General features: G+C 33.4%; 11 protein-coding genes. 9 read left to right on the top strand and 2 right to left on the bottom strand.

Features of this window, described 5'->3' with window-relative positions; translation table 11 throughout:
• Positions 1–10 precede the first annotated feature (10 nt).
• Positions 11–559, top strand: a complete 549-nt coding sequence (gene rimM / locus QZ659_RS13935; RefSeq protein WP_291726440.1) for a ribosome maturation factor RimM — start codon at positions 11–13, stop codon at positions 557–559.
• A gap of 26 nt (positions 560–585) precedes the next feature.
• A complete protein-coding gene (locus tag QZ659_RS13930; RefSeq protein ID WP_291726439.1) occupies positions 586–1,770 on the top strand; it encodes an esterase-like activity of phytase family protein in 1,185 nt (394 codons plus the stop codon).
• A 125-nt stretch (positions 1,771–1,895) separates the two neighbouring features.
• On the opposite strand, the gene QZ659_RS13925 is transcribed toward QZ659_RS13930, so the two are convergent.
• Both QZ659_RS13925 and QZ659_RS13920 read right to left on the bottom strand, forming a co-directional pair.
• The gene (locus QZ659_RS13925; RefSeq protein ID WP_291726438.1) at positions 1,896–4,880 is read right to left on the bottom strand and encodes a PAS domain-containing protein; all 2,985 of its coding nucleotides are present in this window, start codon (positions 4,878–4,880) and stop codon (positions 1,896–1,898) included.
• 311 nt (positions 4,881–5,191) lie between these two features.
• Positions 5,192–6,763, bottom strand: coding sequence for a hypothetical protein (locus QZ659_RS13920; RefSeq protein WP_291726437.1), 1,572 nt, complete (start codon positions 6,761–6,763; stop codon positions 5,192–5,194).
• A gap of 199 nt (positions 6,764–6,962) precedes the next feature.
• Here QZ659_RS13920 and QZ659_RS13915 point away from each other — a divergent pair, with 199 nt between their 5' ends.
• The 7 genes from QZ659_RS13915 to QZ659_RS13885 form a co-directional block, all read left to right on the top strand.
• Entirely contained in the window at positions 6,963–7,841 is an 879-nt protein-coding gene (locus QZ659_RS13915; RefSeq protein WP_291726436.1) for a neutral zinc metallopeptidase, read from the top strand.
• Positions 7,842–7,959: 118 nt separating this feature from the next.
• Positions 7,960–8,889 (top strand): PfkB family carbohydrate kinase, encoded by a 930-nt coding sequence (locus tag QZ659_RS13910; protein ID WP_291726435.1) that lies wholly within the window; start codon positions 7,960–7,962, stop codon positions 8,887–8,889.
• Positions 8,890–8,997: 108 nt separating this feature from the next.
• Entirely contained in the window at positions 8,998–9,576 is a 579-nt protein-coding gene (locus tag QZ659_RS13905; protein WP_291726434.1) for a hypothetical protein, read from the top strand.
• 215 nt (positions 9,577–9,791) lie between these two features.
• On the top strand, positions 9,792–11,231 hold the full coding sequence (locus tag QZ659_RS13900; RefSeq protein WP_291726433.1) for a hypothetical protein: 1,440 nt from the start codon (positions 9,792–9,794) through the stop codon (positions 11,229–11,231).
• Positions 11,232–11,320: 89 nt separating this feature from the next.
• A complete protein-coding gene (locus tag QZ659_RS13895; RefSeq protein ID WP_291726432.1) occupies positions 11,321–11,719 on the top strand; it encodes a hypothetical protein in 399 nt (132 codons plus the stop codon).
• A gap of 141 nt (positions 11,720–11,860) precedes the next feature.
• On the top strand, positions 11,861–13,153 hold the full coding sequence (locus QZ659_RS13890; protein WP_291726431.1) for an FtsX-like permease family protein: 1,293 nt from the start codon (positions 11,861–11,863) through the stop codon (positions 13,151–13,153).
• A 136-nt stretch (positions 13,154–13,289) separates the two neighbouring features.
• On the top strand, positions 13,290–13,821 hold a 532-nt coding region (locus QZ659_RS13885; RefSeq protein WP_291726430.1), incomplete at its 3' end, for a DUF4140 domain-containing protein.

The following is a 13,821-nucleotide window of genomic DNA, read 5'->3' as shown; positions in this document are numbered from 1 at the left end:
AAATTATTATATGACAAAAGAAAATTGTTTTGAACTTGGTTCACTCATAAAACCACACGGTCTCAAAGGCGATATACAGGCTTTTTGGGATACAGATAATATTGATTTATATCTTAATATTGAATCCATTTTAGTAGAGCAAAATGGGCAGTTAGTGCCGTTTTTTGTAGAAAATTTACGACCACAAGTAGGACAGAAAGTAATTTTGAAGCTAGAAGGAATCGACACCATCGAACAAGCCGAAGAATTTAGAAAACTCAAATTATTTTTACCTGATGAGTTTGTTCCAAAACTAGAAGATGATGAGTTTTTCTATCACGAAATCATTGGTTTTGTTGTTTCTGATACAGAAAAAGGAAAGCTAGGAAAAATAGAAACGATTTATAATCTTCCTCAGAACGACTTATTAGTTATCAATTATAAAGAAAAAGAAATATTGATTCCTTTAAAAAAAGAACTTATCAAAGAGTTTGATAGAGAAAATAAATCTATTTTGATGCACCTTCCAGAAGGTCTTTTAGAAGTATATTTAGAAGATACTGACCAAGCAGAAAAATAGTTGGAAGAAAGTAAAAACTATAAGAAATGAAGTACTGTACTATCTTTTGTCTTTGTATTTTTTTATTATTTACAAACTGTCAATCTAAAAAAACTATCTCAAGCCAAGAAGTAGGAGATAAGTTACCTTTTACGCTTCGATATATTGGAGAAAAAATAATACCTTTTGATAGAACATTTGGAGAGAAAAATGAAAAAATGACTGTTGGAGGGCTTTCTGCCATTGATTATGATGCAAAAAATGATACATATTATTTGCTCTCCGACGATTTGTTTGATGAAAATGGAAGATTACGTTTCTATAACGCAAAATTAGATTACAATAACGATTCATTTTTGAGAGCAAATATTCTTTCTCAACATTTTTTAAAACAAGGAAATGGAGAATATTATCCTACCAAAAGTGAAGGTGCAAAAATAGCAGACCCAGAAAGTATTTGTTTTGCAAGCCAAACCAATACACTTTTTTGGAGTAGTGAGGGAGACAGAGAAAGAAATATTTTTCCCTTTATCGCAGAAATGGATATAGAAGGAAATTATATCAGAAAATTTTCTCTTCCCCAACATCTTATAGATACTTCAAAAAATAAAGGTTGGTATCACAACGCATCTATTGAGGCTCTAGCTCTTTCAAATAATCAAAAAACAATATGTTTTCTCACTGAAACTCCTTTGCAACAAGATGGAGAAAAAATACACAGTACAGAAGGAGTGTTTCCTGTTCGTTGGATATTTTTAGATAAAAAGACTTCAAAACTTGAAAAAGAACTGGTTTATTTAGCCGAACCAGTAGCAAAAGAACCTATTCCAAAAACAGCTTTTGGACTCAATGGAATTGTAGAAATTTTGGAATGGAAAACAAATTCAGAAACAAAAAATCAGCAGTTTTTAGTTTTGGAGCGTTCCTATTCTGAAGGCTACAAAGTAGAAGCTACTACAGTAAAGCTTTTTTTAGTAGATACAAAAGGAGCAACCGATTCTAGAGAAATTGAAAGCCTAAAAAATCTAATACCCAACCAAGACTACATTCCAGTTAAGAAAAGGCTCATTGCCGATTTTGATAAGATGGGTTTAGCACATGTAGATAATATTGAAGGAATGACTTTTGGAAAAACGTTAGCAAACGGCAATAAAACGCTCATTTTTGTTTCAGACAATAATTTTAGTTCTGCTCAAAAAACACAACTCCTAACCTTTGAAATCATTGAATAGACAATAAAGTTGTTTAAGACCTAAAAGCGAGCGAAGCTAATGTAGTTTATACAATTGTTGGTACTGACCTAAGTTAATTAATGTCAGACCGATAGGTCAGTACCAAATATATAATATAGTTCACATTAAACAGTAATTCCCATCACACAGATATCATCGATTTGTTCGTATTCTGTTCCTATCCAGTTCATGAGCTTTCTTTTTAAGGCAACACGCTGATGATGCATTGATGTACTATGTGTGTCATATAATAACTTACGGAAATTTTTGGACATAAACTTATTTCCATTTTCGCCACCAAATTGGTCTTGATAGCCATCAGAATACAGATATAAGGCATCTACATCCTCCAAGTTGATGATATGATTGGTATAAGTGGATTCTAAAACTTTACTTTTCCTTCCACCAATAGAAAAAGGGTCTGCTTTTATGACTGTCAAATTAGCCTCAGAACCTCCTCGTTTTCGTCTTTTATGAATGTAAACTAATGGGTTTTTAGCTCCTGCAAATTCCATCATTCCCACAGCTTCATCAATTACAACGACAGCGATATCCATTCCATCACGATTTCCTGTTGTATCTTGTTTTAGAATGTGTCTAATTTCTTTTTGTAGCTCATCTAAAATTTTGCTTGGTGTGGTTATTTGTCTTTGCAAAATGATTTCATTCAGAATGGTAGTTCCTAACAAAGACATAAATGCCCCTGGTACACCATGTCCTGTACAGTCTCCTACAATCGCTATTTTTCTACTATCATCTATCTTTTCATACCAATAAAAATCTCCAGAAACAATATCTTTAGGTTCGAAGAAAATAAAAGCATCTTTAAAGATATCTTTAACTTCTTGTGTTCCTCCTAACATAGCAGACTGTATGCGTTGAGCATAATTGACACTAGAAAGAAAATTATTGTTCTGTTTTTCGATAAGTTTGGACTTTTGCTCTGCTTCTTTTTTTACAAGTTCTGTCTTAGTAATATCTTGGAGCGTTCCTCGCATACAAATCAGATTTCCATTTTCATCGAAGACAGGATATCCTCTCTCACGAATATAAAATACATCTTCTTTTGGGGTATTTATTTGGTATATTTCGTCAAACTTCGTCTTGCTAGTGATTGCTTTTGCCCAACCTTCATTTGCTTCTTCCAAGTTTTTTCCCTTCATCCATTGTTGGAACTCTTCTGTATCGTAAGGAATATCTTGAGGCAAAATATTAAAAATTTCACTGAAACTCTCCGACCATTTTATTTTTTTTGAATAAATATCCATTTCATAGCTCACAATTTTTGCTAATTTTTGAGCTTCATCCAAGTATTTTTTGTTGGTAGAAATTTCGTCTAAAAGTTTTTGCATTTCTTGATTTTTCAAAACTTCTTCTGTTATTTCTTGCACAGTTCCTATCAGAGAATCTGGTTCTTTGTTTTCATTGTATTTAATGAATGTAAAAGATTCATAGTATTTCCAATCATCTTCTTGGTTAGGTCTTGCTCTGTAGGTAACAAAGATGTTGCTTTTTTGCTGCTCCAATGCAACTTTTACCTTGTGTCTATTTTGCTCTAAATCGTCTGGGTGTGTAATTTGGGCAAAAATTTCTCTATTAATTCTTTTGCCTTTTGGAAAGCCATAAATCAGAGGTAAGTTTTCGGAATGTGTTATGGTATCTGTTTTAAATCGTCGTATATAACTACCCATTCTTGCCATTTCTTCTGCACGGTTGAGCAACTGTTGTTTTTCTTCACTTTCTCGCTGCGAAATAAAAAGATTCTCATTAATACTTTGTAACTCTTCTGAATTTTGTCTTAGTTCTTCTTCTGAAGCTAATAACTCGGCTTGTTTGCTTTGGGAGTTTTCTAATAGTTTTTTTATTTCATTTTCTTTTTGAACCGTTTCTGTAATATCTTGAAGTACATTGACTACATAATCTAACCTTTCGTCTTCATCCAAAACGATATGTGTAGCTCCTTGAAACCAATGCCAATCTTCAAAATTTTCTGTTTTGAGCCTAAAACGATAAAAAACATCTTTTTTGTGTGTGATAGCTTCTTGTCTTTTCTCAAAAACCTCTTCTTTATCATCGTGATGAATATACTCTGCAATTAATTTATTGGTAATCACTATATTTTCATCTAATTTTAGTAAGTAATTTAGATGTTCGGTATGTGCAATTTTTCCTGTAACAATATCAAAGTCATAGGCAGCCAGTTTTGCCATTTTTTTAGCTTCTCTTACTCGGTTGATATACGTCTTGAGTGTGTGTTCTGAAATTTTAAGATTATCATTCATTGCACTAAGTTCTTCAGCATTTTGTCTTATCTCTTCTTCTGAGGCTTGTAACTCTTCGTTCTGTGTAGAAAGTTCTGCATTTGCGTCTTCTACATCAACAAATGCTTGTTTAACTTTTTTGACCATAGGATGCATACCGAAAAAAGATAAACTCACAGCAAATAAAAATACAAAAAGAGCTACTATCCCTTGTACCCAGCGCAGACGCACTACCTTTGCCTGTCCTTCTTGGTCATAGGTAAAAACGATAGTGTTCATGATAGGTAAAAAAGCTCTTTCATGTTTTTCTATGTGTTCAAAGTTCTTTGCAAGATTTTCAGCTCGCTTTGCCGAATTAGGTAAAATATTGGCTACTAGCAAATTATCTACACTTTTTATAAGTCCTTGATAGTGGGGTTCTAAAGAGTCGTATAGATGTTTGATGTTATCAGAGAGCATATAATTATCACTAAAGCCTAAGCTATTACTTTTTTTTGTAAGGTTTTGATGTGATTCCTTAAAAGTATCTAAGGCTTTATTAAGCGACTTGATATGACTAGCCTGTGCTTCTCCCCTCGTAATGGTCATATATACTGAATGTTTCGCAATACGCTGACTTAGCATTCTCTGTCGTCCAGAAATATTGATTACACTAGCATCATCTTGCTGTTTTGCAAGAAAATTTTGAAGTACAAAAAAGCTAATAGCCATCAAAATACCTATCAATACAGGAGCAAAAATGGTAGCTGTCTGCATGCGTCGTATTAACTTAGCATTATAGCTATCATTGCTTTGTAATGTTCTTACTTGATGCCTTGAGTGTACTTTTTGGGAATAAGTATCAGACATATAGTTCTATTCTTTTACAAAATCTCAACTAGATTTTGCTAAATAAGCAGAAGTAATTTAATAAGTTATATATTTTTCAAATTAGAAGAAGTATCTATATTGAGTGGTTTTTAGGAATGTGGTGTTTAGGTAAATGTAATAATTAATTTTAACAATTCTAAACACTCTAAATTGTATTTTTCTAGCTAAAAAGTCATCTAAGAGTAAATTAAAACTACCTTACTTGTAGTACAATACTATTTTGAATGTTGTACTATAAGTAGAAAATAGTGTATCAGTTGCATTCAAAAAAAATGGAATAGGTTTGTTTTTTAAAAAACAATCAACTTCCATACTTCAATTTCTCCTGTTTTTCGAAGCATTTTCCATTCTACGAGTTTATTGTGATGTTCGCTAAAATAAATACGAAGCATATCAGTTTGTTGTTTTCTGACTGGGGAGAGAAAAACAAAATATACCTCAGAAGAAAGTATATTTATTTTTTTTGCTTCTTGAATAGGCAAAACCAAATGGTTTTCTAATTGCTCTTTATTAAATTTTGAAAGAATAGAAGCAGAAAAAGGCAAGGAAGTTTTATAGACAAGATGAGCATTCCAGTCAATATAAATATTTTTTTGGATAAGTTGAGCTTGGTAGATAATTTCTAAAACAGCCTTTGACTCTTCGTATTCTCTGCGTGTCTCTATACTTTTGGAAATATAGACTGCCAAACTTCCAGTTAGTTCTACAACAATAAGGATAACAATTCCTATAAAAATAATTTTCTGATGATTTTTGAAAAAAACAATATCTTTAAATCTATTTGCTCCAATGAGAGGTAAAAGTCCACCAAAAGCACAAAGAGCAATCAGAAATCCGTTTTCATCATCTTGACTGATGTATTCTGTCCACGCCCAAATCAAAAACAAAACAGCCCAATATGTCAGTAAGCGATAGCGAGAGAGTGCATCATTTTTCAAAAATAAAAACCAAAAAACGAGTAAGGCAATTTGTAAAAAGACATAGCGAAGTTCTAAAATTGGATTACCCTCTACTGGAAAGGCAGTATCATAATGCAATAAAAAATCAGTAATTTCTGCAATGCTTTCTTTCGAAAAATGCTCGTCTTTTTTTTCTGTATCAAAACCTTTGAAGCCACCAAGCCACAAACGAAAATCATTTTTCGACCAGCCAACTTCTATTAAGTGTTCGTCTAAGAGCCACTGAGGAACATTTTTTTTAATTTTTTCTGATGAAAAATGAGTGGTAGATGGTTCTGTTATGATTTCATCTTGAATAAAATCCCATAGCGTAGCTAATAAAATAAGGGAAACCAAAACAATAAATTGAGGAAACTGACGCTTGATGTTTTCTTTTTGAAGATACCAAAGAGAAAATGGAATACTGGCAGCCATTGCCCAACCAAATCCTTTTGATGACCAAAAAAGCCCAGCCAAACAAAGTAATATGCCTACAAAACTATTGGTGTAAAAGAGAATATTTTTTTTAAAGTTAATAATAAGCAAACTAACACCTGAAAGAACACACATAGCAGCCACAACATGCTTGTCTAGCCAAAGAGATAATGGGATAAATGCTACAAAAAAAACTAAAATATACAGAATCAAGACTCTAGTTTTTTGCTCTACTTTAGGAAAGGAGGCAAAAAGTTGTACGAAAATAGCTGAAAAGCTAACTCCCAAACAGACAATCAATAACCAAAGAAAGAAAGGAGATAAAGTCTTTTGAGGCGAAAAGTTTTGTAGAAATATGAAAGTGGTTTCGCTGTATGAAGCCCAAAAAACAGAATACACTAGCAAGAATAAAATGCTATGTAAAACAAGGCTAAAAATCCAAATTAGCAAAGGATGGTCTAAAATTTTGTTCTTACTATCTTGTAACATCTGAAAATTTTGTTCTTACTTTTTTGAAAAACATCAAAAATACAGAAAATCTTATACAAACAAATTTAGATTGAACATTATGGAAAAATGACTTTACAATCGATTATTTTTTGAATAAAAAAAAGATTTTAAGACAATTTATCTATTTTGGAGTTATCATACCGTAATCTAATTTTTTAAACTCTAAATTTTTACAATTATGCGTTGGCAAGGAAGACAAGGAAGTGGTAACATTGAAGACCGTCGTGGTAGCGGTGGTAGCCGAATGGGTGGGACAGTTGGAAAAGCTGGACTAGGCATCGGAGGTGTTATTATGGTAATTATTATTATGCTTTTGGGAGGCGACCCATCAGCCATTTTGGGAGGAGCATCTACATCTCCTCAATCACAAAATCGTGTAGAAAGCACAACTACTTCAAACGAACAACCCACCGACCAAATGGGAAAGTTTGCTTCTGTTGTTTTGAAAGATACAGAAGATGTTTGGAATAAAATTTTTGCAGAAGAATTTAATGCAGATTATCCAGAACCAAAATTGGTGCTTTTTAGTGGAGCAACATCGACAGCTTGTGGAATGGGACAGTCTGCCACAGGACCTTTCTACTGTCCAGCAGACCAAGATATTTACATTGACCTCACTTTTTTTAATGAACTCCAAAATCGTTTTGGGGCAGGAGGAGACTTTGCAGCAGCCTACGTAATTGCCCATGAAGTAGGACATCACATACAAAAAAAACTAGGTGCAAGCGATTATGTCAATCAGCAACGTGGCAGAGTTTCTAAAGCCAAGCAAAACGAGCTTTCTGTGAGGCTAGAACTTCAAGCTGATTTTTATGCTGGTGTGTGGGCGCATTATGCCGACAAGTGGAAAGATGTTTTAGAGGAAGGAGATATAGAAGAAGCTTTAAATGCTGCTAATGCCATCGGAGACGACCGTTTACAAAAGCAAGCACAAGGATATGCTGTGCCAGAGACCTTCACACACGGAACATCTGCACAGAGAAAACGTTGGTTTTTGAAAGGCTATCAGACAGGTGATATTCGACAAGGCGATACTTTCAAGACAAATGATTTGTAATTGGTAGGCTTTTTTTAGAAATTTGTCTCTTTAAAATTTTAAAAGTAATAGACAATCTGATTTTTCATTATTCAAATATATTGTCAATTATCCATTTTTCATTATTCATTCGTTTTTTATGAGTTTATTAGTAGTCGGTTCGGTGGCATTTGATGCTATCGAAACTCCTTTCGGAAGTACAGACAAAATTATTGGTGGTGCTGCCACTTATATTAGCCTTTGCGCTTCTTATTTTACAAAACCTGTCAATTTGGTAGCCGTAGTGGGTGGAGATTTTCCAAAAGACAAAATTCAGATGTTAGAGTCGCATGGTGTAAATACTGAAGGATTACAGGTAAAAGAAGATGAAAAATCTTTTTACTGGAAAGGAAAGTATAACAACGACATGAACTCAAGAGATACGCTTATCACAGAACTCAATGTCTTAGAAAATTTTGACCCAATCATTCCAGAGTCATACCAAGAGTGTGAGTATTTGATGCTTGGTAATCTTGCGCCACAAGTACAGCGTACAGTTATTGAAAGATTGAAAAAACGTCCAAAACTAATCGTTATGGATACAATGAATTTTTGGATGGATGTTGCTTTAGAAGAACTCAAAAAGACATTAAAACTTGTAGATGTTCTTTCTATCAATGATGAAGAGGCTCGTCAGCTTTCTGGAGAGTATTCTTTAGTGAAAGCTGCTCGTAAGATTCACGAAATGGGACCTAAATACGTAATCATTAAAAAAGGCGAACACGGTGCGCTTCTTTTCCAACTTGATGAAGAAGGGGATAAAATTTATTACTCTCCAGCATTGCCATTAGAAGAAGTATTTGACCCAACAGGGGCAGGAGATACATTTGCAGCAGGTTTTATTGGCTATATGGCACAACAAGGAACAATAGATTTCCAAACTATGTCAAAGGCAGTAGTTAAAGGGTCGGCTATGGCTTCTTTCTGTGTAGAAAAGTTTGGCACAGAGCGTTTGGAAAACCTTTCTCCAAAAGAAATTGCACAGCGTGAGCGTAAGTTTGCAGATTTGATAGGAACTGTATTTGTATAGATAATATAAGTTTCTAAAAAATAAAAGGTAGTTTGGCAAATCAGATTCTAACTAATAAGAAATTTGATTTGCCATTTTATATAATCATCAAATTACCATAAAAGTATAATGAAATATTATTATCTAATCATTTTGCTTTCAGTAGCATTTTTATCAAGTTGTGGAACGACAAAACCTTCTGGCAATACTACAGCCTCTGTCTATAATGAAGATTTGGGAGCTTTCAGAACAGCTTTGGCTACCTATAAAACTCCAAAAAAAGATATAGAAAATATAGAAGAGACTACCACTCCAATCAATACAACTACCAACACTGCTCCACCTACTTCAGATGCAACAGCCGTAGATGCTATGCTTGTTCGCTTGGCTGCAAAAAATGTCGAATTCAAATCTTTGCCTGGCTATCGTATTCAACTTTACACAGGTTCAGATAGTGATAAAGCAAGGGAGGTAAGAAATAAAGCAAGCTATATCTTGTCTCAACATGGGCTTAGAGCAGAGTCGGTATATGAGCAACCGTTATTTAAAATTAAAGCAGGGTATTTTGTAAGTCAGTTGGAAGCACAGCGAAAATTAGTAGCTATAAAAGACGATTTTCCCGAGGCTATTTTAGTTCCAGATAAAATTAATATGTCTATTCTACGAGCTAGATACAAAGGTACAGAAGAGGATAAAGAAGAAGAATAGGGCAAAATTGTATTAACAACGTATAAATTTTACTTTTTTTGAAAAAAAAGAATGCAAAAGTTGTTATGGCATTAGAGTTTTTCTTAATTTTAGGTTAAAATGATTAAGTATTCATTTCAACATACGTTTAGAGACTGATTTTCCCAATTTTTTAAGCATCCTTTTAATAAGTGATATAAAAATAGCTTCCGAAAGCATATATTCAAGAAAATATTATGGCAAAACTCACCAATATAATACTGCAATTATCCGAAAAAGATTACCAAGCAATATACGATTCACTAATTGTCAGTAACGCTGATAAATCTGCTTTTTTACTTAAAGCCTTACGAGAAAGAACTCACGCAGATGGAACAGTGATGGAAGAATTGGATGTAAATACAAATGCGTATTATACATTGCGTTCTCGTTTAAACCAAAAAATTGAAGAATATTTGTTACAGCAAATGGAAAGCCCTCGCACCGATTTGCTGAAAAAGGTTGCCAACATCAATGAAGTTCTTTTTACAAAAAAGAAAACCATATCTATTGCTACGATTAAGAAACTGGAAAAAGAGTTATTAGACTATGACCTTTCCAATGAACTTACTCTAGTTTATAAAGCTCTTAAAAAACTTCATATTCATACTCCAGAACATTATGAGTATTCTCAACTCTACAACAAACACGTTGCATATATGTTGGCGATTGATAGAGCAGAAGATATTCTCTCTGACTATTTCAAGAAGTTTGGAGTCTATTCTATGACAGGAGATGAGGTGGAGCGTTTGGGACTAACGCTTCTCAAAAATGAAATTGAAAATGTAGCTCGTTTGTATGAGTCACATCGTCTGTTTGTATATCAGAGTTGTATCAATATTTTCCACAGGCTTTTTGTAGAAGGAGATGAAGGTATTACAGACGACGAAGAACCGATTGAGGATATTTTGATAAAAGTAAATAAGATTTTTGCTACCTACGAAAAAGATACTATTTACTATCACTTCAGACTTTTATTTGAGTTCTTGCGCTTAGAGTACTACAACTACTACAAAGTATATCGTAAGGCTGAAAAATATTATGAAGATGTTAATGAAGCAATCAGCAGCTTATTGACAAATTATAGTTGGTATACTTATCCTTCTCAGTTTTTACATACAAAAATTGAGCGTTGCATTCGTGCTGGAGAACAGTCGTATATGTATATAGAAAATGAAATGCTATTTGCAGACTACGAAGTAGATGAAGACGATATGCCAAAGCATATTGAATACATTACTTATCGTGCAATTTCTTGTCATTATGCTGATAAATATGAAGAAGCTTCTCGTTGGCTCAACAATCTTTTGAATAATGTCAATTTGAAAAAATATCCCTATGCTCAATTAGAGATAAAATCTATTTTGGCACTAGAATACGCTATTATGAAAGAATATGACTTATTCAATCAGCTTATTAGCAGTATCCAACGTCAGATTAGACTTATGGGCAAAGAGCATTGTGAACACGTTATCAATTTTGTCAAGATTTTGAAAACGGCTGTCAATGATACAAAACGCAACAAACAACATAAAATCCGTTCTATTTTCAATAAGATGAAAGACCAAGATAGAAAGCATTTTTCTCCAACGAAATATATCTTGTTCGATGAAAAGCTAATGGCAATGATTTGCTAATCTTCTGTTTGAATAATTAGCCTTTTATTAAATTAGTTCTTATATTTCATTACTAATAATTATTTCAGAAAAACTAACTTTTTACTCGTATGGCTGGTAGTTATCAAGTAGAACATATAGAGCACCCTAAAGGCAATTATATTAAAGTAGAAATGAAAGGCTTTTTGGTGTTGGAGAAATACAAACCTTGTTGGTTGGAGGTATTAGATATTATTGAAAAGACTCAAGTCAATAAGTTGCTTGTAGATATGAGTGCTAGTAAGGTTATCGCAGAAGAAAATAGAGACTGGCTCAAAGAAAATTATTTTCCTAAAGCCTATCAAGTTTCTGATACTAAATTTTTCAAAGTAGCTCGTATTGTGGCAGAAGATATTTACAACCAAATGTCTTTAAAGCAACTTGACACTATGAGAAACGAAGGCGACTATCCAGAAGAATCTAAAAATTTCAAAACAGAAGAAGAAGCAGTAAGTTGGCTGCTTGCTTAGTGGTCAGTTGCTACTTTTAAATACAGATTATTATTTTAGTCTTACAAAATTATCTTGTTTCAATTATAAGTAAATTTTGTAAGACTTTTTTTTACTAAATGAAATAGAGAGGTTTGCTTATTGTGAGGCAAACTATTTATTATGAATACTGCTTTTTTTATTGCTCGTCGTTATTTTTTTGCCAAGAAAAAACGCAATTTTATCAATCTACTGACCTTCATGTCTATGGTGGGAGTAGCTATCGGAACGGCTGCACTTATCATTGTGCTTTCTGTCTTTAATGGACTAGAAAACCTAACACGCAAGCTACACACAGCCTACAATGCCGAGCTAAAAATATCAGCTAAAGAAGGAAAGTCTTTTCTTTTGACAGATTCGCTAGTAAGAACCATAAAGAGCGTGGAAGGAGTACAAACAGTTACAGAAGTGATTGAAGATAATGCCCTCATTCAGTACAAAGACACACGAATGGCTGTTCATTTAAAGGGAGTAAGTGATAATTTTTCGGAGCAATACAATCTAAAAGACCAAATCATTGATGGAAAATTCAAAATAAAAGAAGGAAATTTAGATTTTGCCCTGTTAGGCTATGGCGTTTATACGATGCTCTCTGTCGCTATGAACGATGAAGTAACCCCTTTGCAGGTCTGGTATCCGAAAAAAGGAGTAAAGAATATCTCGCCTACCAATCCACTAAGTGCATTCAATCAAGAACCAATTATGGCAGGAGGAGTGCTTTTTATTGAACAGCAGTTTGACCAAAATCATGTTATTGTTCCTCTCTCTTTTGCTAAAAAACTAACAGATTATGATAGACAGCGAACTTCTTTAGAAATCAAAGTTAAAGAAGGTTTTTCTATAAAAAAAGTACAAAAGGCATTGAGAAGAGAACTAGAAGACAAGTCTGGATTATTAGTAAGAGATGCCAAAACAGAAACGGATGGTAAATTTAAAGGAAAATTTGTTGTAGAAAATGCAGAAGAACAGCAAGCTAGTATTCTTAGAGCTTTTAAAATAGAGCGTTTCTTTGCTTATATTGCCTTTTCTTTTGTGCTTGCTCTAGCTAGTTTCAATATATTTTTCTCTTTGGCTATGCTTGCTGTAGAAAAAAGATATGATATTTCCCTACTTTTTTCAATAGGAGGTTCAAAGTCCATGATTAAGAAAATCTTTTATTTTGAAGGTGCTATTGTTGCTTCTATTGGAGCTGTTGTGGGAATTGTTATTAGCGTTTCGATGGTGTTGGCGCAGCAAAAGTGGGGCTTTGTTCCTTTAGGAAATGGAAACTCTATTGTAGATTCCTACCCAGTAGAGTTAGAATATTTGGATATAGTATGGGTTTGTATTACGGTGGTTTTGGTAACGCTTTTGGCTTCTTTTGTTCCTGCACGTAATGCTTCACAAACTTCTATTACTTCTAATTTATTGAAATAATCTAGAGTTAGAAATATTTTTTTATGGAATAAAGCGAAGTATATCATCTATCAAGTATAAGTCTCTCAAAATTGGTTTTGTGCCTTTTTTTGATTTTCTTGTTTAAATTTCACAAAAATTAACTTATTACTATCTTATGAAAAACTTCAAATTGTTCCTCTGCTTATTTTTAACGACATCTATTTATGTTACTTCATTATTAAGCCATTCTCTTTTTGCCCAAAATCAAAACTCTCAATCTGTGAGTAGTAAAATCATCTCTGTTACTGCTTTCAGAACAAGGGCGCAAATTACACGCTCCACAAAAGCCAATCTAAAGACAGGAAAGAATGAAATTATTTTTACTGGTCTTTCTCCAAAACTTATTGAAAATAGCTTTCAACTGGCTGCTAAGTCTAACCAAGTAACCATTTTTTCAGTTCAGCCAACAGTTACGAGTCGACGAAATCCACAGGCATGGAAAATTTCAGAAAAAGTAAGAGATTCACTTCAAGATGCAAGAACAGATAAAAAAATATTGGAAGATAAGGAGCTAGTATTGGTAAACGAAGAAACTATACTTACTAGCAATCAAAAAATTAGCAGCCAAACACGTCCTCTTACACCTGCTGAACTGGCTGCTATGGCAGATTTTGTAAGCAAAAGAATGGCAAATATCAAGAATGAAC

Origin of the sequence: Bernardetia sp., from assembly GCF_020630935.1 — a bacterium.
Taxonomy (GTDB): domain Bacteria; phylum Bacteroidota; class Bacteroidia; order Cytophagales; family Bernardetiaceae; genus Bernardetia.
The sequence above is the reverse complement of the archived record's forward strand: the minus strand, read 5'-3'. Positions and strand labels throughout refer to the sequence as shown.

Coding starts and splice junctions, on each gene's coding strand:
- QZ659_RS13910 (WP_291726435.1), top strand. CDS start 7,960: ATGAGTTTATTAGTAGTCGGTTCGGTGGCATTTGATGCTATCGAAACT.
- QZ659_RS13915 (WP_291726436.1), top strand. CDS start 6,963: ATGCGTTGGCAAGGAAGACAAGGAAGTGGTAACATTGAAGACCGTCGT.
- QZ659_RS13930 (WP_291726439.1), top strand. CDS start 586: ATGAAGTACTGTACTATCTTTTGTCTTTGTATTTTTTTATTATTTACA.
- QZ659_RS13920 (WP_291726437.1), bottom strand. CDS start 6,763: ATGTTACAAGATAGTAAGAACAAAATTTTAGACCATCCTTTGCTAATT.
- QZ659_RS13895 (WP_291726432.1), top strand. CDS start 11,321: ATGGCTGGTAGTTATCAAGTAGAACATATAGAGCACCCTAAAGGCAAT.
- QZ659_RS13905 (WP_291726434.1), top strand. CDS start 8,998: ATGAAATATTATTATCTAATCATTTTGCTTTCAGTAGCATTTTTATCA.
- rimM (WP_291726440.1), top strand. CDS start 11: ATGACAAAAGAAAATTGTTTTGAACTTGGTTCACTCATAAAACCACAC.
- QZ659_RS13900 (WP_291726433.1), top strand. CDS start 9,792: ATGGCAAAACTCACCAATATAATACTGCAATTATCCGAAAAAGATTAC.
- QZ659_RS13925 (WP_291726438.1), bottom strand. CDS start 4,880: ATGTCTGATACTTATTCCCAAAAAGTACACTCAAGGCATCAAGTAAGA.
- QZ659_RS13890 (WP_291726431.1), top strand. CDS start 11,861: ATGAATACTGCTTTTTTTATTGCTCGTCGTTATTTTTTTGCCAAGAAA.